This is a genomic window from Myxococcales bacterium, from assembly GCA_016717005.1.
Classification (GTDB): Bacteria; Myxococcota_A; Polyangia; order Haliangiales; family Haliangiaceae; genus UBA2376.
The window spans coordinates 185,882-207,237 of sequence record JADJUF010000016.1 but is presented as its reverse complement, the minus strand read 5'-3'; the positions used below and the strand labels follow the sequence as shown (position 1 = coordinate 207,237).

17 protein-coding genes are annotated in these 21,356 nt (G+C 75.7%); 7 read left to right on the top strand and 10 right to left on the bottom strand.

What is annotated here, in order from left to right; translation table 11 throughout:
• Positions 1 to 4: 4 nt before the first annotated feature.
• Positions 5 to 1,720, bottom strand: coding sequence for a hypothetical protein (locus IPL61_16770; GenBank protein MBK9032898.1), 1,716 nt, complete (start codon positions 1,718 to 1,720; stop codon positions 5 to 7).
• A 15-nt stretch (positions 1,721 to 1,735) separates the two neighbouring features.
• Between IPL61_16770 and IPL61_16765 the strand changes: the two genes are divergently transcribed.
• The gene (locus tag IPL61_16765; protein ID MBK9032897.1) at positions 1,736 to 2,425 is read left to right on the top strand and encodes a hypothetical protein; all 690 of its coding nucleotides are present in this window, start codon (positions 1,736 to 1,738) and stop codon (positions 2,423 to 2,425) included.
• Between the two features lie 382 nt (positions 2,426 to 2,807).
• Here IPL61_16765 and IPL61_16760 read toward each other — a convergent pair whose 3' ends face one another.
• The 8 genes from IPL61_16760 to IPL61_16725 all read right to left on the bottom strand — a co-directional run bounded on the left by IPL61_16760 (position 2,808) and on the right by IPL61_16725 (position 15,176).
• Positions 2,808 to 3,887, bottom strand: coding sequence for a hypothetical protein (locus IPL61_16760; protein MBK9032896.1), 1,080 nt, complete (start codon positions 3,885 to 3,887; stop codon positions 2,808 to 2,810).
• Positions 3,888 to 3,942: 55 nt separating this feature from the next.
• Positions 3,943 to 4,497 (bottom strand): hypothetical protein, encoded by a 555-nt coding sequence (locus IPL61_16755; GenBank protein ID MBK9032895.1) that lies wholly within the window; start codon positions 4,495 to 4,497, stop codon positions 3,943 to 3,945.
• Between the two features lie 1,023 nt (positions 4,498 to 5,520).
• Positions 5,521 to 7,662, bottom strand: a complete 2,142-nt coding sequence (locus IPL61_16750; GenBank protein ID MBK9032894.1) for a Gldg family protein — start codon at positions 7,660 to 7,662, stop codon at positions 5,521 to 5,523.
• Positions 7,659 to 8,399, bottom strand: a complete 741-nt coding sequence (locus IPL61_16745) for an ABC transporter ATP-binding protein (GenBank protein MBK9032893.1) — start codon at positions 8,397 to 8,399, stop codon at positions 7,659 to 7,661. The genes IPL61_16750 and IPL61_16745 overlap by 4 nt, the downstream gene beginning before the upstream one ends.
• On the bottom strand, positions 8,396 to 10,264 hold the full coding sequence (locus tag IPL61_16740) for a GAF domain-containing sensor histidine kinase (protein MBK9032892.1): 1,869 nt from the start codon (positions 10,262 to 10,264) through the stop codon (positions 8,396 to 8,398). Before IPL61_16740 ends, IPL61_16745 begins: the two co-directional genes overlap by 4 nt.
• Positions 10,265 to 10,316: 52 nt before the next feature.
• Entirely contained in the window at positions 10,317 to 11,573 is a 1,257-nt protein-coding gene (locus IPL61_16735) for a metallopeptidase family protein (protein ID MBK9032891.1), read from the bottom strand.
• A 51-nt stretch (positions 11,574 to 11,624) separates the two neighbouring features.
• Positions 11,625 to 14,351: a DNA polymerase I gene (polA, locus tag IPL61_16730; GenBank protein MBK9032890.1), complete on the bottom strand. Its 2,727-nt coding sequence runs from the start codon at positions 14,349 to 14,351 to the stop codon at positions 11,625 to 11,627.
• 12 nt (positions 14,352 to 14,363) lie between these two features.
• The gene (locus IPL61_16725) at positions 14,364 to 15,176 is read right to left on the bottom strand and encodes an ABC transporter substrate-binding protein (GenBank protein MBK9032889.1); all 813 of its coding nucleotides are present in this window, start codon (positions 15,174 to 15,176) and stop codon (positions 14,364 to 14,366) included.
• A gap of 105 nt (positions 15,177 to 15,281) precedes the next feature.
• Between IPL61_16725 and IPL61_16720 the strand changes: the two genes are divergently transcribed.
• From IPL61_16720 to IPL61_16710, 3 genes are all read left to right on the top strand, one after another.
• On the top strand, positions 15,282 to 15,728 hold the full coding sequence (locus IPL61_16720; protein ID MBK9032888.1) for a hypothetical protein: 447 nt from the start codon (positions 15,282 to 15,284) through the stop codon (positions 15,726 to 15,728).
• Positions 15,729 to 15,760: 32 nt separating this feature from the next.
• Entirely contained in the window at positions 15,761 to 17,029 is a 1,269-nt protein-coding gene (locus IPL61_16715; protein ID MBK9032887.1) for a PQQ-dependent sugar dehydrogenase, read from the top strand.
• Between the two features lie 67 nt (positions 17,030 to 17,096).
• Entirely contained in the window at positions 17,097 to 17,957 is an 861-nt protein-coding gene (locus tag IPL61_16710) for an alpha/beta hydrolase (protein MBK9032886.1), read from the top strand.
• A 10-nt stretch (positions 17,958 to 17,967) separates the two neighbouring features.
• Here the strand turns inward: IPL61_16710 and holA are convergent, their stop codons facing one another.
• The gene (gene holA, locus IPL61_16705) at positions 17,968 to 19,020 is read right to left on the bottom strand and encodes a DNA polymerase III subunit delta (GenBank protein MBK9032885.1); all 1,053 of its coding nucleotides are present in this window, start codon (positions 19,018 to 19,020) and stop codon (positions 17,968 to 17,970) included.
• 54 nt (positions 19,021 to 19,074) lie between these two features.
• Between holA and IPL61_16700 the strand changes: the two genes are divergently transcribed.
• Genes IPL61_16700 through IPL61_16690 form a run of 3 tightly spaced genes read left to right on the top strand, consistent with a single transcriptional unit; the run spans position 19,075 to position 21,345 of the window.
• Positions 19,075 to 20,403 (top strand): amidohydrolase family protein, encoded by a 1,329-nt coding sequence (locus IPL61_16700; GenBank protein ID MBK9032884.1) that lies wholly within the window; start codon positions 19,075 to 19,077, stop codon positions 20,401 to 20,403.
• Entirely contained in the window at positions 20,375 to 20,878 is a 504-nt protein-coding gene (locus IPL61_16695) for a hypothetical protein (protein ID MBK9032883.1), read from the top strand. The genes IPL61_16700 and IPL61_16695 overlap by 29 nt, the downstream gene beginning before the upstream one ends.
• The gene (locus IPL61_16690) at positions 20,875 to 21,345 is read left to right on the top strand and encodes a hypothetical protein (protein MBK9032882.1); all 471 of its coding nucleotides are present in this window, start codon (positions 20,875 to 20,877) and stop codon (positions 21,343 to 21,345) included. Before IPL61_16695 ends, IPL61_16690 begins: the two co-directional genes overlap by 4 nt.
• The last annotated feature ends 11 nt before the right edge of the window (positions 21,346 to 21,356 follow it).

The window sequence follows — 21,356 nt, the reverse complement described above, 5'->3', positions numbered from 1 at the left end:
GCCGTCACGGGTTCGCGGGCGGCGGCGGGTCCGGCACCAGCGCCAGCGCGCTCACGTCGAACCAGCCGTCCCAGACCACGACGCCGGTGACCCGCTTGTGGACCAGGCCCTGGGGCGCGGCGGCGACGAGGCCGGCGATCGGCAGCTCGTCGGCGAGGATCGCCGCGAGGTCGCCGACCAGCGGCCCGCGCGACTCGGGCTCCCACACCGCCGCGATCGCCGCCAGCGCGGCGTCGATGCGCCTCGACGAGAAGTGGCCGACGTTGTCGGCGCCGTTGGTCCCGACCAGCCGCGTCAGATCGGTGTCGACCGGCCCGGTCCACTCGAGGAACGCGAGGTTGACGGTCGCGTCGCGCACGCGATTGCGCAGCACCGCGTCGGTGCCGAGGCGCACGTCGAGGCCGACGCCGGCGCGGCGCAGGCCGTCGAGGACCTTGTCGACCTCGGGCGTGGCGCGGCCGGCGCCGCCCTCGAGCGCCAGCACCTCGAGCCGCAGCTTCTGCCCGCCGCGCTCGCGGACGCCGTCGCCGTCGCCGTCGATCCAGCCGGCCTCGTCGAGCAGGCGCCCGGCCGCGCCGGGATCGATCCGCGGCGGCGGCGGCGCCGGGCCGTCGCCGGGCCCGCCCGGCCAGATCGGCCCCGCGATCGGGCGGGCCAGCCCGTGGGCCGCGTCGGCGGCGATCGCCTCGCGATCGATCAGCAGCCCGAGCGCACGGCGGACCCGGGCGTCGTCGGTCGGCGGCGTCATCGCGCCGAACACCGCGTAGCGGAAGCGCGGCGGCAGGAGCTCGAGCGACGTGAAGCTGGCGGCCAGGCCCGGCGCCGACGCCTGCCCGGGCCAGTGCTCGGGCACCAGCGTCGGGATGATGTCGAACTCGCCGCGCTTGGCGGCCATCAGCGCCACCGCCGCGTCGGGCTGGTAGACGTACTCGATGTCGGGGATCGCCGGCGCCGGACCGCGGTACGCGTCCCAGCGGCCGAGGTGGACGACGCCGTCGGCGTTGCTGACGACGCGGTACGGGCCCGAGCCGATCAGGCGCCCGCCGCCGCTGAGGTCGCCCTGGTACTGCTGGTACGGCACGATCGGGATCTCGGCCAGCGCGCGCAGGAACCAGCCGTCGGGTTGCCGCAGCCGCACCCGCACCGTGCGCGGGTTGACCAGCTCGACCGACTCGACGTTGGCCAGGCCGCCGCGCAGGTGATCGAGGTGGCGGCCGGGATCGCGCACGGTGTCGAGGGTGAACTGGACGTCGACCGACGACACCGCGCGGCCGTCGTGCCACCGGGCCTCGGGATCGAGCTCGATGATCAGCTGGGTGCCCTGGAGCTCGATCCGCCACGACCGAGCCAGCCCCGGCAGGTAGGCGCCGGGGCCGGTGCCGGTGCCGTCGGCCGGAGGCACGTACCGGACCAGGGGCTGGAACACCGGGCCGACCAGGATCCGGCGGCTCCACACCGACGGCGCCAGCAGCGGGTGCAGGGTCCGGGGCGCGGCGTCGACGTGGATCCGCAGGGTGTGCCCGCGCCGCTTGCGCAAGGTCTCGTCGGTGTCGTCCTTGGCCAGCGCCGCCGACCGGGGCGCGCGCTCGGCCACGGACATCGGGTCGGGGGCGTGCCGCCACGGCTTGACCCGGGGCGCGGCGCCATCGCAGGCCGCCGCCAGGGCGAGCGCCGCGACGCCGACCGCGCGCCAGCTCGCTTGAGAGGGGAAATGGCTCATGTTATGACGCCGGCCATGGCGAACTCGCGCACGCACGCGGCCAGCCCCATCGGGGCCGCCTTGATCGCAACCACCTTGTCCTTCGCGGCCAGTGGTTGCAACAACGACCAGCTCAAAGGCGCCCAGGCCGAGGTGCAGCAGGGGAAGATCAAGGTGACGGTACCGGCGGTGCCCGCGTTCGAGGTGCCCAAGGCCTACCCCGACGGCTCGCACTCGATCAAGGAGCTGCGGGTCCTCGGCAACAAGTACCTGAAGAGCGAGATCAGCGTGAAGGGCTACGTGGTGTGGGCGTACGACTGCGCCACCGCCATCCGCCAGCCCTCCGAGGACGACGCCGCGGTCAAGAAGCGGATCGAGACCGATCCGACGCTGTGCCGCCGCCCGGCGTTCTACCTCGGCGACACCCCCGACACGCCGGTCGAGCGCGCCGCGTGGGTGGTCGAGGTGCCGCGGGCGCCGACCGCGATGGAGATCAAGAACCTCCCCAAGGAGGAGATCAAGGCGTGGCGCCCGGTGCCGCCGTACAAGGTCGGCGACGAGGTGATCACGACCGGCACGTGGCTGAACTCGTCGGCCCACGGCGAGAACAACACCGACGGCCTGCTGGTCTACAAGACCATGCGCAACGTGACCCAGAACTGGGACGCGCCGCCCGAGGATCCGAACGCGCTGCCGCCCGCGACGATCGCCCCGCCGCCGCACTGAGATATTGAGAGGGTTTTTCGAAAAAACCCTCCCCCGGCATGCGCCGGGGCCCCCACCCGAAACGGCCCGGAGCCTTCAGCGCGGGCGCCGGGGCCCTCACCCGAAACGGCCCGGAGCCTTCAGCGCGGGCGCCGGGGCCCTCACCCGAAACGGCCCGGAGCCTTCAGCGCGGGCGCCGGGGCCCTCACCCGAAACGGCCCGGAGCGTTCAGCGCGGATCGGGCGCCGGGGCCCTCACCCGAAACGGCCCGGAGCGTTCAGCGCGGAGCGGGCGCTGGGCCCGGAGCGTTGTGCGCGGGCGCGGGGCTCGGCCCGGAGCGTTGTGCGCGAGCGTCGGGGCCATGCCCGAACTCGGCCCGGAGCGTTGTGCGCAAGTCCGGCGATCAGTTCGGTGAATCGAGCCAGGCCGGTGGTTCGTCGACGAGCGCGGGCGCGAGGAGGTGCTTGGCGCGGGTGGTCGCCGCGAGCACGCGAGCGGAGAGATCCGCGTCGAGCTGGGTCTGGGCGTCGGTCTTCTTGCGATCGTACTCCCAACGCTGCGACGAGGTGGCGTGGACCGGCGCCCAGCACAGCGCCTTGGCGGTGTCGCGATCGAGCAAGACGACGGTGCCCGAGAACAGGCCTGGGTTGAACGTGCCCTCGCGATCCGAGGCGACCATCGTCGCGCGTCGTCGGGTGGCCGCACGCACGACCCACAGCAAGCGGTGGGGTTGGGCGAGGCCAGCCTGGGCCGCGGCGGTGTCTGGCTGGGTCCGGGTCGCGAAGTGCAACCGCAGGGACCCCAGGTACACGTACGGCGCCGACGAGATCCCGAACGACAACCACGCCGACTCTCCGCCGGCCACCTGCCCACCCGCGAGCAGCGTCATCAACGCGTGATCGATCGTGAGCGCGGCGCGGTCATCGGGCAGCGGCGGGCACGGCTGCGACACGCTGTCCGCGGGTGGCATGGCGGCCAGCAGCGCCGTCAGCGTCGCCACCTCGCGGGCCACCGGATCGCCGTCGACCGGCGCGGCGGCGCTCGGCTCGACGGCCACACCTGCGTCGGTCGCCACCGTCGCCGCAGGCGGGTCGGGCTCCTCGAACACGCTGGTGGCCTTGAGGTCGTACGAGGTGTCGCGGACCAGGCCGCCGACGGTGATCGCGAGGGTCACGCGCACGGAGGCGACGCCGGGCGGTCGCTGGCAGTGAGCGTCGATCCACTCGCTGTTGACCTCGCTCTTCTTGTCGAACTGGCCCTCGCCACGACAGATCACGGCGCCGGTCGCCCGGTCGGCGATCGTGCCCTGGAAGGTCCCGGACGCGACCATCGAGACCCGGTGCCGGTCCTCAGGCCGGAGCGAGATCTTCATCCGGCCGCGGCCGTCGACCTGGATGCGCCCGCTGACGTAGGCGACCGGCGCCGGTGGCGACGACGATCCACACCCGAGCAACACCACGACGCACGCTGTGAGACCTCTCATCGCTCGGATGGTAGTGCATCTGGTCGAGGTCGCGCCTCGATCGCCGGCGCGTCGCTCACCGCGCGGTCAGCGGGGCGAGGAGCGCGGCGCAGGTGGCGGCGGGGACGTGGGCGGCGGCGGCGGGATCGAGGGAGATCCAGCAGCCGGTGCGATCGGCGGCGCCGACGGCGACGGTGACGGGCGGCTCGGCGTCGATCGTGACGGTGAGCGTGCGGCGGACCCGGCCGAGCGTGGCGACGGCGGCGTGGCGGTCGACCTGCAGCGCGGCGAGCAGCGCGGGCAGCGCGGCGGCGGCGGCGGTGACCGTGCCGGTCGAGGCGGTCCACTCGCCGAGCACGGCGCCGCGGGTGATCGTGACGCCGTCGGCGCCGATCGCCGCGACCCGGGTCGGATCGAGGCGGAGCGGCTGACGGCTGCGCAGGTCGACGCCGACGGTCGCGAGCGCGGCGGCGGCGGCCGCGTCGAGGACCAGCGCGACCGGCTCGTCGTCGCGGACGATCGTCGTCGCGGCGGCCGTGCGACGCACGCGCCAGCCCTGGGCGTCCCCGGTCGCGTCGACCAGCGTCCAGGCCTCGGCGCCGATGAGATCGAGCGGCGCCCGCGGCCGCACGATCGCGGGCGCGGCCAGCGCGGCCAGCAGCGCGTCGACCCGGTCGCCGTCGGCGTCGCGTTCGTCGACGAGCCAGCCGCCGCCGTCGCGGCGCAGGCGCGGGCCGCCGGCGACCGCGAGCTCGACCAGCGGGCCCGGCGGCGACCAGCGGCGTCGGCGCGATGGCGTCGGCGCTGGCGGCGAACCGCGCGGCGGCGAGCACCGCGTCGAGGGCGGCGGTCGCGACGCACCCGGTGCCGGCGGACGCGACCACGAGCTGCTGGGTCGGATCGGCGCACGGGCCCAGCCACGCCAGCTCGATCGGCGCGGCCGCGCCGAGCACGCGCGCCTCGCCCAGCGCGGGCGGGTGCGGCTGCGGCGCCGGCACGAACCGGACGAACGACAGCGCGGCCAGGTGCGCGAGCAGCGTCGCCCGGGCCGCGACCGCCAGCCGGGTCGACCGCCCGTCGCCGTCGCGGCGCACCAGCGCGGCGCCGGCCAGCACCAGATCGACGCCGGGCCCGTGGACGTCGACGCCGGTCGCGGCCACGCCCGCGGGCACCAGCCGGCGCACCCGCAGATCGTCGGGGTCCCGATCGAGCGCGTGCCCGACCCAGGCCGGCACCAGCGCGCCGCGGCCGTCGACCGTGACCCACGCCTGCCCGGTCGCCGCGACCTCATCGCCCAGCGCCAGCGCGATCGTGCGCGCGCCGACGATCGTGAGCGTGACCCGCGGCGCGGCGATCGCGTGCGCGGCCCAGCGATCGGCCCGCGCCGACGCGACCGCCGACACCAGATCGGCCACCGCGCTCACATCTGCGGCGCCGTCGTCGGGCGCGACCACCCGCGCGCCGCCGGCCGCCACCGCCACGACGACCGCGCGATCGCCGCGGCGCAGCTCGACCCGGGTCACGTCGGCCACGCGCAGCCCCGGCGCCAGCGCCGCGCGCGTCACCGCCGGGCGTTCGTCACCAGTGATCGCGACCAGCGCCGCGAGCACCGCGACCACGGCGGTCGCGACCAGCGTGCGCCACGCGTCCTGGCTCACGGCCGCCGCCGCCGCGCCAGCAGGGCCAGGAGCGCCACCGCGATCAGCGGGATGCCGACGATGACCACGCCCGCCACCGCGCGACGCTCACCGCCGGTCAGCACCAGCCGCACCTGATCGCCGGCCTTGGGCGGCACCGACACCTCGGGCACGCGCCCGACCAGCCACGCCGCCGCCCGCGCCGCCAGCAGATCGGTGCCGTGTCCGCGCACGTCGGGGTCGACGCCGATCGCCTCGGCGCCGGCCAGCACCACGACCCGCCCGCGGGCGCGCTCGGCCGTGGCCGCGAGCGCGAGCGGCGCCGCCAGCGCCACCTCGGCGCCGCGCTCGTCGAGGGCGCGGGCCCCAGCCGAGGTGGTCACCAGCGCCTGGGCCGGCGGCGACAGCACCAGCGCCCGCGCCCGCTGCCAGATCGTGACCCGGCGACCGCGGAAGCCGCGCACGATCGGGTGGTCGGCGTAGCCGTCGATCACCCGCACCGCGCCGGGCAGGTCGATCGCCCCGTCGGGATCGTCGACCCACGCCGGCGCCGCTGCGACGCCCCACCCCGCCAGCACCGCGTCGACGCCGGTGGTCGGCGCGGCCCCGTCGACCGCGCGCCCGGCGACCGCCACCAGCAGGCCGCCGCCGCGCGCGAGGTACGCGTCGAGGCCGCGCTGGTCGTCGGCCGGCAGCGCGGTGGCCGCGCCGATCACCGCGACGGCCGTGCACCGCGCCGGCACCGGCGCGACCCGCTCGATCGGCTCGACGGCGATGCCGTCGTCGGCGAGGCGCGCGGTGACCGCGCCCCACGCGCCCGCGTCGAGCTCGCCGTGGCCGACGGTCGTGCACAGCGTGCGCGGCGCGTCGTCGGCCAGCTCGGCCAGCGCCCGCGCCAGCGCCTGCTCGACCGCCACCGTCGTGAACGTCGGCGCGGCGATCGCGTCGCGCCCGACCTCGACCAGATCGAGCAGCGCGACCGCGCGGGTCCGCGGCCCGCGCGCCAGGATCACGGCGCCGCCGCGGACCAGCTCGCGCTCGTCGAGCACCGCGGCGGCGGCCGCCGCCGGGGCCGCGGTCGGATCGCGCGCGGGATCCCAGCGCACGACCTCGACCTTGCCGCCGCGGTGGGCCATCAGCGCCAGCACCCGCTCGACCTCGTCGTAGAGCGGATCGATCGTCGCGATGCCGGGGCGGATGACCGTCGCGGTCACCGGCGCGTCGAGCGCGTCGAGCGCGCGCTCGGTCGCCGCGGCCAGGTGGTTGCGCCCGGCCCGGCTGACGTCCCAGGGCGCGGCCCGGCGCGCGAGCACGATCGCCACCAGCGCCGCGCCGACGACCACGAGCGCCGCGCGGTACGCCGCGAGCGCCAGCGGCGCCCGGCGCCGCCGCCCGACCCCGACCAGCGCCGCGGCCAGCGCCAGCGCGCCGACCGTCAGCCCGCCCAGCCACGCGACCGTGGCCGGGGCGATCGCGCCGCGGGCCCAGGCGCCGGCGATCGGCCGCGGCGCCGCCCACGCCAGCGCCTCGACCAGCGCCGGGTGGTCGCGCCCGAGCCCGGGCCACAGCGTCGGCACCTCGCCGACGATCAGCCACGCCAGCAGCACCGCGAACCCCGCGACCGTCGCGACCACCGGCTGGCGCACGGTCGCGCCCGCCGCCAGCGCGACCGCCAGCGCGGCCGCGCCGATCACGAGCTGCCCGCCGTAGCCGGCGACGACCGGGCCCCAGTCGATCGCGGCGTCGCCGGGCGACCACGCCGCCAGCACGATCACGTACGCCACCGTCGGCAGCCACAGGATCACGTACAGCGCCAGCGCGCCCAGCCACGTGCCCACCAGCGCCGCGCCCTCCCCGATCGGCGCGGCCACGAGCGCCTCCCACAGCCCGGTGCGGCGATCCTCGGCCGCGCGCGCGGCCACCGCCGCGATCACCGTGAGCTGCACCGCCCACGACAAGAGCGTGCCGCCGAAGTGTCCCTCGAGCACCGCGCCCACCGGCGCCGGCCGGGCCGGGTCGGCCAGCACCGCCACCAGCGCGGCGAACGACACGCCCTCGAGCACGAGGAACCCGGCCGCCACCATCCACGCCACCGGCGAGCGCAGCGCCGCGGCCAGCTGCATGCGCGCGACGATCGCGACCCGCGCCACGGTGGTCACGCCTGCGCTCCCAGCGCGGCGACCACCGCGCGCAAGGACGCGTCGGCCGCGAGCCCGGCCGCGTCCCGCAGCTCGACCATCGTGCCGGCGCCCGCGACCCGTCCGGCCACGAGCACGACCACGCGATCGGCGGCGGCCTCGACGTCGGCCAGCTCGTGGCTGGCCCACACCACCGCCCGGGCCCCGCGGCCGGCGGTCAGCCGCGCCCGGACCGCGGCGCGCTCCTCCTCGTCGAGGCCGGCGGCGGGCTCGTCGAGCAGCAGCACCGGCGGCGCGCCCAGGCACGCCTCGGCCCAGGCCACCCGCTGCCGCTGCCCCTTCGACAACGTCGCGATCGCGTCGCGCGCGCGATCGAGCAGGCCGACCTCGCGCAGGGCCGCGTCGACGTCGACCTCGACCCCGCGCAGGCGCGCGCGCCAGCGCAGGTACTCGCGCGCGCCCAGCTCCGGCGGCAGCGGCGCGCCCTCGACCAGGCAGCCGCGCCGGGCCGCCGCGGCCTGCGGCGCGGTCGCGACGTCGACGCCGGCGATCATCACCCGGCCGGCGTCGGGATCGAGGAACCCGGCCAGGATCCGCGCCAGCGTGGTCTTGCCGGCGCCGTTGCCGCCGACCAGCCCGCACAGCTCGCCGGCGCCGACGGTGAAGCCGACGTCGGCGAGCGCCACCCGCGCCCCGAACCGGCGCGACACGCCGTCCACCGACACCATCGGCGCCGGCCCGGCGACCCGCGTCGTCATCGGATCGGCGCGAACTCGCCGGTGCGCGAGCCGCGGTGCGGCAGCCGGATCGTGAACGTGGTGCCGGCCGCGCTGGTGTCGCAGGTGATCGAGCCGCCGTGGTCGTCGACGATCTTCTTGACGATCGCGAGCCCCAGGCCGGTGCCGCCCTTGCGGCCCGACGCGAACAGCTCGAACAGGCGCCCGCGCAGCGCCGCCGGGATGCCGGGGCCGTCGTCGGCGGTCTCGATCACCAGCTGCTCGCCGTCGAGGCGGGTCCGGACCCAGAAGTGGCCGCCGTCCTCCATCGCGTCGGCGCTGTTGCGGGCCAGGTTGTGCAGCACCCGCAGGATCTTGGTCTCGTCGAAGTGCGACACGCCGTCGTAGCCGAGGTCGACCTCGATCGCGATCGGGCGACCGGCGAACGCCTGGCGCAGCTGCGCCACCGCCTCGGCGATGAACTTGTGCATGTAGACGCGCCGGATCATCAGATCGCGATCGCCGCGCGCGAACGCCAGGACCTCGCGGGTCATGCCGCTCATCGTGTCGAACTGGCGCAGGATGTTCTCGACGTAGCGCTCGCGCTGGGCCGCGTCGTCGCACCCGGCCATCAGCTGCGCGTAGCCCGAGATCACCGTCATCGGGGTCTTGAGATCGTGCAGCACGCCGGCCATCAGCCGCCCGATCGACGCCAGCCGATCCTGATCGCGGGTCTCGTCGCGGCTGCGCGCCAGGCTGATCGCCTGGCCGACCTGCCCCGCCACCAGCACGAGCAGCCGCAGATCGGCCTCGTCGAAGTCGCCGGCGCGCTTGTCGAGGATCTCGATGCCGCCGACGACGCGCTCGCCGTCGAGCACCGGCGCCGCCATCAGCGCGCGCGCCGCGACGCCGTGGGCCTCGGCGAAGTCGCGCGCGAACCGCGCGTCGCCGTCGACCTGGTTGGCGATGACCGGCTCACGCCGCGCCACCGCCCACCCGAGCAGGCCCTGGCCCAGCCCGATCTTGGCGTCGCGCAGCCGCTCGGCGGCCGGCCCCAGCACGGTGCGCAGCTCGAGCGCGTCGCCGGCCGCGGTCAGGAGCGCGATCGAGCCGGCCTCGGCGCCCAGCAGATCGACCGCGCGGCCCAGGATGCGGACCAGCGAGCCGTCGAGGTCGGTCGCCGCCGACAGCTCCTTCTCGACCTCGTACAGCACGTTGAGCTCGTGCGACCGCGCCGCCAGGAGCGCGGTCGTGCGCGCCAGCTCGGCGTTCTTGGCCACGACCGACAGGTACAGCTTGGAGTTGTCGATCACGACCGCGGTCTGGCTGGCCAGCGCCAGCAGCAGCTCCTCGTCGTCGCGCGAGAACGACGAGAACAGCGCCATCGTCGCGCTGACGTCGTCGTCGGTCCGGCGCTCGGCCAGCGCCGGCGCGCGCTTGTTGAGCACCTGGACCACGCCGACGACCGCGCCGGCGCGGTTGCGCATCGGCACGCACAGGATCGACCGCGTGCGGTAGCCCGACCGCAGATCGACCGCGGGCTGGAACCGGGTGTCGCGGTAGGCGTCGGCGATGTTGACGACCTCGCCCGAGGCCGCGACCCAGCCGGCGATGCCCTCGCCGACCTGCAGCCGGATCTCGAGCGTGTCCCGGCCCTGGACCACCTTCGACCACAGCTCGCGGCCGTCCTCGGACAGCAGGTACAAGGTCGAGCGGTCGGCGTCCATCAGCTCGGTGACCTTGTCGATCAGCAGCTGCAGCAGCTGGTCGAGGTCTGGCGTCGCCGACAGCGCCGCCCCGACCTCGGTCACGAGCTCGAGCTTCTTGCGCTCCTGGAGCAGCGCCGCCGCGAGCATGACGCGGTCGTCGCCTGGGGGCGGGGGCGCCGGCGCCGCTCGATCCGACATCGCGCCCCGGATGGTACACGAGGCCGCGGCGGCCCTCACGCGTGATCGCACCTCACTCGAGGTCGCGGCGGCGCAGATCGTCCTCGTCGAGCCCGTCGAGGTGCCCGAGCTCGTGGCGCAGGGTCCGCTCGATCTGCTCGGACAGCTCGGCCCGCGAGCGGACCGCGCGGGCCAGGTTCATCCGGTACAGCAAGATCGCGCGCTCGGGCGGGTGCTCGCCCGGCTCGGGGCTGGCGCCGAGCGGCAGGCCCCGGAACAGCCCGAGGATGGTCGGCGGGAACGGCGGATCGTTCGCGCGCAGATCGGCGGGATCGGGCACGTCGGCGACCGTGATCGGCACCAGCGCCGCCTTGGCGCGGGCCGTCGGCGGCAGCGCCGCCACCGCGCGCGCGATCTCGGCCTCCATCTCGGCGATCGTGATCTCGACCGGGGGCGGGAACTCGTCGGGCGCCAGCGCCCGGGCCCGCGCGAAGTGCGCGGCGGCGTCGGCGGTGCGGCCCAGCTGCTCGAGCGCCAGCGCCAGCATGTGGTGGGCGTAGGGCTCGTCGGGACGATCGCGCAGCACCCGCTCGAGCCGGACGGCGGCGTCGGCGAAGCGGCCCAGGTTGAACAGCGCGACGCCGTGCTCGTGGATCGCGTCGATGAGCTGCGGATCGAGGCTGACCGCGACCGCGGCCCGCTCGAGCGCGAGATCGGCGCGGCCCAGATCGTTCCAGGCCTGGGCCTCGAGCAGCGCCAGCTCGGCCCGCAGGTCGGTCTGGCCCCGTCGACGCGCGGTCGCGCGGGCGCTGCCGCGCCGGGCCAGCTCGAGCCCGAGCGCGGTGGTGTCGTGGGTCTTGTCGGAGATCACGTTGACGTAGAAGTCGGCGCAGGCGCGCAGGGTCTCGGGGTCCTCGGGATCGAGCGCGAGCGCCAGGTCGTAGGCGATCGCGGCCTCGGCGTCGCGCCCGGCCCCGGCCAGCGCCGCGCCGCGCAGGTGGTGGGCCTCGATCGCGCGCGGCGCCCGATCCGCGGCCATGTCGGCGCAGGTGAAGGCGTCGGCCCAGGCGCCCTCGGCGAGGTGGCGACCAGCCTCGTCGAGGAGCGCGTCGACCTGGCGCTCGGGGGCGGTCGTCGGCGTCGCGGCCGCGGCGCAGGCCCCGATCAGCGGCTCGACGGTGGGCCCGGCGTCGGCGCGGACCGGCGGGGTCGCGGCCTGGGGCGCCGGCGGCGGCGCCACGACCGGCGGGGTCGTCACCAGCGGCTGATCGCCACCGCGGTCACCGCCACAGGCGGCGGCGACGAGGACCAGGACGGTCGCGACACGCACGCCCGTCAGCATAGCGCGCCGGCCCGGCCGCGCCCGCCCGGCGTGCGGCGATCACGCGTCGGCCCAGGTCCGGGCCACGCCCAGGTCGACCTCGAGCGGCACCGCCAGCGCGAACGCGCCCTCCATCTCCTCCTTGACCACCGCGCCGATCTCGTCGGCGCGGTCGGGCTCGACCTCGAACACCAGCTCGTCGTGGACGGTCAGGAGCATGGTCGCGGGCAGGTTGGCCGCGGCGATCCGGCGGTGGCACGCGACCATCGCGCGCTTGAGGATGTCGGCGCCCGAGCCCTGCAGCGGCGTGTTCTGGGCCACGCGCTCGGCCGCGCGCCGCGCCACCGGGCTCTTCGACGCCAGCTCGGGGATCGGGCGCCACCGGCCCAGCACGGTCCGGGCCCCGCCGGCCTGCTTGGCGTCGGCGACCAGCTGATCCATGAACCGCCGCACGGTCGGCAACCGCGCGAAGTAGCGATCGATGTACGCGCGCGCGTCCTTCTTGGAGATGTCGAGCGCGCGGGCCAGGCCGAAATCCGACTGGCCGTAGATGAGGCCGTAGTTGACCGCCTTGGCGATCCGGCGCTCCTTGGAGGTGATCGCCGACAGCGGCAGCTCGAGCACCTCCGACGCGGTCTGGGCGTGGACGTCGATGCCCTCGCGGAACGCCTTGCACAGCACCGGGTCGCCCGACAGGTGGGCCATGATCCGCAGCTCGATCTGCGAGTAGTCGGCGGCCAGCAGCACCTTGCCGGGCGCCGCCACGAACCCGCGCCGGATCGCGCGGCCGACCTCGGTGCGGATCGGGATGTTCTGGAGGTTGGGATCCTGCGACGAGATCCGGCCGGTCGCGGCCACGACCTGGTTGAACAGCGTGTGCAGGCGGCCGGTCTTCGGGTTGACCAGCGGCGGCAGCGCGTCGAGGTAGGTGCCGCGCAGCTTGGTCAGCTCGCGGTGATCGAGGATCGGCCGCACGATCGGGTGGGCGTCGATCATGCTCTCGAGCACCTCGTGATCGACCGAGTACCCGGTCTTGGTCTTCTTCATGCGGTCGCTGGTCAGCCCCAGCCGCTCGAACAGCAGCGCCGCGAGCTGCTTGGGCGAGCCGACGTTGATGTCGCCGCCGCCGAGCTCGGCGATCTGGGCCTCGAGCGCGGTGATCTGGGTCGCGACCTCGGCCGAGAGCTGCGCGAAGTGGGCCCGGTCGATGCAGATGCCGGTGCGCTCGAGCTCGCACAGGATGCGGGCGATCGGCAGCTCGAGCTCGTCGTAGAGCGCGGTCAGGCCGCGGGCCTCGAGGTTGGCGCGCAGGCGCGGGGCCGCCGCCGCCGCCGCCGCCGCCGCCGTGCCGAGCCAGGTCGCCGCCTCGATCGGCGCCGCCGCCTCGAACGAGCCGGCCTTGCCGACGGTCTTGGCGTGGCTCGGCAGCGTCACGCCGACGGTGGCGGCGATGGCCTCGATGCCCGAGTCGACGCTGGCGTCGACCAGGAACTGCGCCAGCAGCGGATCGTCGACGATGCCGGCCAGGGGCCAGCCGTGCCCGAGCAGGGCCCGCTCGGCGTGCTTGCTGTCGTGGATGGTCTTGGCGACCGCGGGGTCGGCCAGCACCGCGGCCAGCGGCGCCAGCGCGGCGTCGCTGGGCGGCGGCCCCGCGGCCAGGGACCGGTGCGCGATCGGCACGTAGGCCGGGGCGTGCCCGGCGACGGCCACCGCGACGCCGATGACCGTCGCGCGATCGAACCGACCGGTGGTCTCGATCGCGAGCGTCAGGCGCCCGGCGGCGCGCGCGGCCGCGACCAGCGCGGCGATCGCCGGCGCGGTGTCGGCCACGACCGGGGCCGGCCCCAGCGCCGCCGGGGCCTCGACCACCAGCGCCGGCGGCGGCGCCGCGTCGGGGCTGGCCGCGGTGGTGCGCTCGACCTTCTCGACCAGGTTGGCGAACTCGAGCTCGCTGAACTGCGCGATCAGCGCCGGGCGGTCCCACGGCCGCGCCCGCAGGTCCTCGACCTCACGCGGCAGCGGCACCGCGCGATCGAGCTCGACCAGGCGCCGCGAGATCCGCAGGCGCTCGACCTGCGCGGCGTCGGCCAGCGGGAACTTGCCGCGCACCTTGGGGTTCGCGGCGATCAGCGCCTCGACGTCGGGGAACGTGTTGACCAGCTCGGCCGCGGTCTTGTCGCCGACGCCGGCCACGCCCGGGATGTTGTCGCTCGCGTCGCCGCGCAGCGCCAGGAAGTCGGCGATGCGCTCGGGCGGCACGCCGAACTTCTCGATCACCGCCGCGCGGGTGTAGGTCTGCGCGCGCATCGCGTCGATGACCGCGGTGTGCTCGCCGACCAGCTGCATCAGGTCCTTGTCGGCCGAGTAGATCGTGCACTCCCAGCCCTTGGCCGCCGCGGCCGTGGCCAGGGTCGCGACCACGTCGTCGGCCTCGACCCCGGGGATGGCCAGCACCGGCCAGCCCAGCGCCTCGACCAGCGGCGCGAACCGCGGCATCTGGATCGCGAGGTCCTCGGGCGCCGGCGGCCGGTGGGCCTTGTACTCGGGGTAGATCTCGGTGCGGAAGCTCTTGCGCCCGGCGTCGAAGACCACCGCGATGCGCTCGGGGCCGACGTCCTCGTGCAGGCGCAAGAGCATGCGCGCGAACACGTACAGCGCGCCGGTCGGCATGCCGTCCCGGGTCGACAGCCGGACCTCGCGCCGCTCGCTGCGCGACGACGCGTTCATCAACCCAAAGTGGGCCCGGAAGATGTAGCCGTGACCGTCGACGACGTGGAGGCGCTCCATGCGCCGCCGACCCTACCAGCTCGCGGCGGCGGCGCGCAGGCGCGGCAGCGCCTCGATCGTCCACGCGCCGTACCAGAACAGGTCGCGGCCCGACACGTCGACCTGGCGCGCGCCCGGGAGCAGCGCCGCCAGGGTCGCGCGATCGGCCGCGGTGAACGCGCGCGGCTCGTCGGGCAGGAGCACCAGGTCGGGGGCGCGCGCGACGACCTCGTCGGCGCTGACCCGCGGGTAGCGCTGATCGCGCCCGCCCGGATCGGCGGCGGCGGCCTTGCCCAGATCGGCGGCCAGCGGGTACAGCCGCAGCCGATCGTCGAACGCGTTGCCGATGCCGACCGCCGCCAGCACGTCGCTGCCGAAGGTGTCGGCGTTCATCGTCATCAGCGGATCCATCCAGATCGGCACGAACGCCCGCCCGCGCGCCGGCGGCGGCGGCGCGGCGCAGGCCTCGTAGCCGCGCCGGACCAGCTCGACCGCGGCCGGGGTCCGGGCCACGTCCAGCGCCCGCGCCAGCCGCGCCACGTGGGCCACGCCGTCGGCGGCCCGCCGCGGCATCGACACCAGCACCGGCACCCGCGCGGCCAGGCGCTCGAGCGCCGGTCGGGTGTTCTCCTCCTGGTTGGCGATCACCAGCTCGGGCGCCAGGGCCAGCACGGCGTCGACGTCGACGTCCTTGGTGCCGCCCACCGTCGGGATCCCCGCCGCCGCCGCCGGCTGATCGCAGTACGTGGTGCGGCCGACCACGCGCTCGCCGCAGCCCAGCGCGAACAGCGTGTACGTGTCGCTCGGCACCAGCGACACGATGCGCTGCGGGGGCGGACCAGGCACACGTCCCGGCCGAGGTCGTCGCGGATGCGCTGGGCCATCGCCGCGACCATGCCCGGGCGCCGTGGCCGGCGCAAGCGCGCCGCCTTTCGGGTAGGCTGCCGCGGCATGGCCAAGTCGCGTGCATCCAAGCCGATCACCGAGGGCGGCGACGCGCTCCCGGCGTCGATCAAGCCCGCCGAGCTGGCCGAGCGCCTGCGCGATCCCGAGTTCCGCGAGCGCATCGAGGCCGCGATCACGCAGCTGCCGCCCGACAAGGCCGCCGAGCTGGTGGTGCTGCTCGAGGCCAGCATCCGTCGGCGCAAGGTCGAGCTGCTCGGCTACCTGGGCGCGGCGCTGGTGCTGCTGATCGGCATGGTCATCGCGCTCTACGCGTTCGGCTCCGCCGACCAGGACCAGTTCGTGGGCTGGGTGTTCCTGGCGCCGCTGGCCGCCGCCGGCGTGATCCTGATCGCGGTCGCGCGCTGGTCGGCCAAGCGCGAGGTGCAGGATCGCAAGCGCGGCCGCGCGGCGGCCCCCGCCCCGCCCCCCGACCCGGCCCGCGACGACGGTTGAGCGAGGCGCCCGCGGGCGTATAGTCGCGGCCCATGCGCCGCGCCGTCCTCGCCCTCACCCTCGGATCCGGAGTCATCGCCTGTGGCGGCGGCGGCGGATCGTCCCCGCCGATCGACGCCGCGTCCGACGACGGCACCACCGGCGACGTCGACGCCGGCGGGCTCGACGGCCCCAGCGTCGACGCCGCGACCTTCGGCTGCACCCCGCGCGCCGGCACGACCGTCGCGCTGGCGCCGGTCGCGACCGGCCTCGACCAGCCGGTCGCGCTCACCGGCCCCGTCAACGACGGCCGCGTGTTCGTGGTCGAGCAGCCCGGCGCGATCCGGCTCATCAAGGACGGCGCCCTGGTCACCGCGCCCTACCTCGATCTCTCGGGCACCGCCGGCCCGGTGCGCTTCGGCGGCGAGCAGGGGCTGCTCGGCCTCGCGTTCCACCCGCAGTTCGGCAGCAACGGGAGGTTCTACGTCAACTTCACCCGCAAGCCCGACGGCGCCACGGTGATCGCCGAGTTCACCACGGCCCCGGGCGACGACACCGCGCCGGTCGCGACCCGCCGCGACGTGCTGGTCATCCCCCAGCCCTACGCCAACCACAACGGCGGCTGGCTCGAGTTCGGCAACGACGGCAAGCTCTACATCGGCATGGGTGACGGCGGCTCCGGCGGCGATCCGCAGGATCGCGCCCAGGACGACGCCGCGCTGCTCGGCAAGATCCTGCGCATCGACGTCGACACCCGCACCGGCGCCAAGGCCTACGGCATCCCCACCGACAACCCCCACGCGGGCAGCGTCGACGGCGCGACCGATCCGCGCCCCGAGATCTGGCACAAGGGCGTGCGCAACCCGTTCCGGTGGTCGTTCGATCGCGCCACCGGCGATCTCTACATCGGCGACGTCGGCCAGAACGCGTGGGAGGAGGTCGACTTCACGCCCAACCTGCCCGGCGTCAACTGGGGCTGGGATGATCGCGAGGGCGCGCACTGCTACGAGCCGACGAGCGGCTGCTTGACCGCCGGCCGCACCGATCCGGTGACCGAGCACGCCGCCGCCGCCAACTGGCACTCGGTGATCGGCGGCCAGGTCTACCGGGGCGCGTGCTTCCCCGACCTGGTCGGCACCTACTTCTACGGCGACTACTCCGCGGCCGAGCTGTGGTCGTTCCGCATCATGAACGGCGCCGCCCAGAACGATCAGCGCGTGCTCCAGAGCGTCGGCGCGATCACCCACGTCCACAGCGACGGCGTCGGCGAGCTGTACGTCGTCACGCACGATGGCCGGGTCCGCCGCGTCGTCGTGCCGTGACCGCCGCCGTCACCGGCGACGTGGTCGTGCTCGCTGACGACGGCCCCGTCCACCGGATCATCGCCCAATGACGCCGCCGCCCCCGCGCCGCCGCCGCATCGCGCTGCCCACCGGGCTCACCTACCACCTGCTCGAGTGGGGCGCCGGCGATCACACGCTGGTGCTGGTCCACGGCTTCCTCGACCTGGCCTGGGGCTGGGCCGAGGTCGCGGCGCGCCTGGCCGAGCGCTACCACGTCGTCGCCGTCGATCTGCGCGGGCACGGCGACAGCGACTGGATCGGCGCCGGCGGCTACTACCACTTCTTCGACTACGTGGCCGATCTCGACCAGGTGGTCGAGCGCGTCGGCCGCGACACCGTGTCGATCGCCGGCCACTCGATGGGCGGCACGATCGTGGCGTACTGGGCCGGGACCCGGCCGTCGCGCCCGCACCGGGTCGCGCTGCTCGAGGGGCTGGGCCCGCCCGAGGGCGGCGCCGATCTACCGGCGCGCACCCGCGGCTGGATCGACACCTGGACCACGACCGAGCGCGTGCCCAAGGTGCTGGCGTCGGTCGACGACGCCGCCGCGCGCCTGCGCCGCCACGATCCGCTGCTGACCGCCGCGCGCGCGCTCGAGCTGGCCGGCCACGGCACCCGCGCCGTCGACGGCGGCGTGTCCTGGAAGCACGACCCGCTGCACCTGACCCAGGGCCCCTACCCGTTCCGCGTCGACGCCGCCGCCAGCTACTGGCGCGCGGTGACCGCGCCGGTGCTGTACCTCGACGGCGCCGAGTCGCGGCTGCGCCTGCCCGAACCCGAGCTGGCGCGGCGCCTCGCCTGCTTCGCGGACGCGCGCCGGGTCACCGTGCCCGGCGCCGGCCACATGCTCATGCGCCACGCGCCGACGGCGGTCGCCGACGCGCTCGCGGCCCACGTCGAGCGCTGAGCCCCCGGGCTCAGCCGCCGAGCGCGACCAGCTCGACCGCCAGCCGCTCGAGCAGCACCCGCTCGCCCAGGCCGCGCCCGAGGATCTTCTGGACCGCGCCGGTGCTGGCGGGCTCGGTGATCACGCCGACGACGGTGGGATCGGGGTGGCCCTTCATCGCCCAGTCGGCGGCCGCCACCAGCTCGATCGCGCGCGCCAGCGCGGACGGCCGGTAGCGCCGGGCCTGGGACGTGAGCTTGTCGACGACGAACGGCGGCACGCCCAGCCGGGCCGGCAGCTCGCGCGGCCCCACGCCCTCGGCCCGGGCCACGTGCACCAGCTCGAGCTGGCGCAGGTGCCGCCCCAGCATCGCCAGCACGCCGATCGCGCTCTGCCGCTGCTCGGCCAGGGACGCCACCGCCACCAGCGCCGCCGCGGCGTTGCCGGCGCCGATCGCGTCGGTCAGCTCGAACACCGAGCGCTCGCGGGTGTCGGCCACCAGATCGTCGACGTCGTCGGCGGTGACCGGCTGCGCGCCGGCGTAGAGCGCGAGCTGATCGATCGTCAGCGCCAGCCGCGACAGGTCGTTGCCGATCGCGTCAGCGAGGCGCGCGACCGCGTCGGCGGCCAGGCGCACGCCCCGGCGCTCGGCCTCGGTCCGGATCCAGCCGTCGACGCGCTTGGGCGCGACCAGCTCGTGGACGTAGCCGCGCTTGCTGGCGGCGGCGTAGAACTTGAGCCGCTTGTCGAGCTTGCTCGTGACCGCGAACAGCACCGTCGACGGCGACGGCGCCGCCAGGTACGGGATCAGGCTGGCCAGCTCGTCGGCCGCCATCGGCGCCAGGTCGCGCACGTAGACCATGCGCGTCGCGCCCATCATCGGCAGGGTCTGGCACGCGGTCGCGATCCGGGCGCCGGTGGCCTTGCCCTCGATGACGTCGTAGTTCCAGGCCCGCATCGTCGCCGGCACCGCGGCGTCGCGCACCGCGGCCAGCGCCCGGTCGACCAGGATCGGGTGATCGGACGCGACCACGTAGATCGGCGCGAGCTTGCCCGCGGCTGCGTCAGCGATCAGATCGGCCACGGCGCAGGCTACACCGGCTTGCGCCGGCCCGGGGTTCCGTGGTGGCGTCGCGCCATGGCGACCCTGTACCGAGCCGATCGCGCGGTGGTCGGCGGCGTGGCCCGCGGCGCGACCGCGGTGCTCGAGGACGACGGCGTGATCCTGGCGGTCGGCGACCCCGCCGTGGTCGCGGCCGATCCCCGGGCCGCCGGCGCCCGGGTCGTGACCTGGGCGCGCACCGCGATCTTCCCCGGCACCGTCAACGCCCACAACCACAGCTTCCAGTCGCTGCTGCGCGGCATCGGCGACGACCTGCCGTTCCTGGCCTGGCGCGAGCGGGCGCTGTACCGGTACTCGCCGCGCCTCGACGCCGAGGGCATGGCCACCGCGGCGTTGTTCGCGTTCGGCGAGATGCTGCTCCACGGCGTCACGACCGTGTGCGACTTCTACTACCTCAACGCCGGCGGCAACGACCACGCCAGCGCGACGATCGAGGCCGCGCGCGCGCTCGGCATCCGCGTGGTCCTGGCCCGGTGCTTCTACGACTGGGACGGCGCCCCGGCCAGCTACCGCGAGACCATCCCCCAGGCGGTCGCCAACTTCGAGGCGCTGCACCGCCGCTACCACGATCGCGAGCGCCGCCTGGTCAGCGTCCAGCCCGCGCCCCACAGCCAGCACGGCGCGACCCCGGCGATGATCGAGGCCGGCGCCGGCTGCGCCAAGGACGCCGGCGTGCCGTGGCACATCCACCTGGCCGAGGAGCAGTACCAGGTCGAGCAGTCGCTGACCCGGTTCGGGCAGCGGCCGCTGCACGCCGTGGCCGGGCTCGACGTCGACCTCGCCGCGATGAACGTCGTGCACGCCTGCTGGTTCGACGCCGGCGAGCGCGCGGTCCTGGCGGAGCGCGGCGGCCGCCTGGCCTACTGCCCGGGCTCGAACATGTTCCTGGGCGACGGCATCACCGACGTGGTCGACCTGCACGGCCGGGGCGTCACGATCGGGCTCGGCACCGACGGCGGCTGCTCGAACAACCGGGTCAGCGTGCTCGACGAGATGCGCGCGTGCGCGCTGCTGCAGAAGGTGGCGCGCACCGACGGCCAGGTCATGACCGCCGAGGACGTCTTCGCCATGGGCACCCGCGGCGGCGCCCGCCTGCTCGATCTGCCGGTCGGCGAGCTGGCCCCGGGCTACCGCTGCGACCTGGTCGCGGTCGACCTCGACGACCCGTCGCTGTGGCCCGAGGGGCCGCTGGCCAAGAACCTGGTCTACGCGCTGTCGCCTCGCGCGATCACCCGGGTCGTGGTAGATGGTCGCCTGGTCGTCGACGATCGCCGGCTGACCCAGGTCCACCTCGCCGACATCCGCGCCCGCGTCCATGCCCTCACGTCCGACTGGCAAGCCTGACCCCGCGCGCGACGACGCGCCCGGCGGCGCGTCGACCGACGCCGACGGCCGCCTCGCGGTCGAGCTGTTCCACGCCCGCGGCCAGCACCTGCGCTGGATCGCGATCGGGCTCATCGTCGGCGCGCTGTGCATCAGCGGCCTCGGCACGCTCGGCCAGGGCATCGGCGTGGTGCTGGTGGCGTGGGGCCTGTGGAACGCCTGGCAGGCCCTCCAGACCTTCCGTCACCCCGCCGGCACGGTGGTCGTGGCCGGCGACGACGTCGAGCTGCCGCGCGGCCTGTGCCGCGGCGCGCCCGAGAAGCTGCGCAAGGCCGACGTGACCGCGGTGTACTTCCTGCGGCGGTCGGTGTCGTGGACCCAGGCGGCGCCGGTGCTGGTGGTCGAGGCCCGCGGCCACGCGTTCGTCTACCCGCGCGACTGGTTCGGCAGCGAGTCGGATCAGCGCCGCATCGTCGACGAGCTGGCCCCGACGTGATCGGTCGGGTCGCGGCGCTCGTCGCGCTCGCGGCCACGGCCGCCGCCGCCGAGCCGGTCGACCTGGGCCCGGCCACGCTCACGCTCGACGACGACTGGACCGGCCCGGCCGCGGACGCCGGCGGCGTGGTCCGGACCCGCGGCGCCGCGACGGCGGTGGTCGTCCGCTACGAGGTCCCCAACCTGCCGGCGTGGCGCGACGCGACCCGGACCGCCCACGTCGACGCGATCGTGCGCGGCTTCGCCAGCGCCCCCGGCTACGTCGAGCTGGCGCGCGCGCTCGTCCGGACCGGCCCGGCCCGGGTGCCGACCCTCGAGCTGACGTTCCGGCGGCGCGGCGCCGCCGGGGTCGAGCTGGTCGCGGCGCGCGTGCTGCTGTTCCGCACGCTGACGCTGGTCGCGATCGTGGGCGGCCCCGGCGAGCGCGCCGGCCTCGAGCGCGCCGCCCGCGCGCTCACGCCGGACTGAGCGCGCGCGAA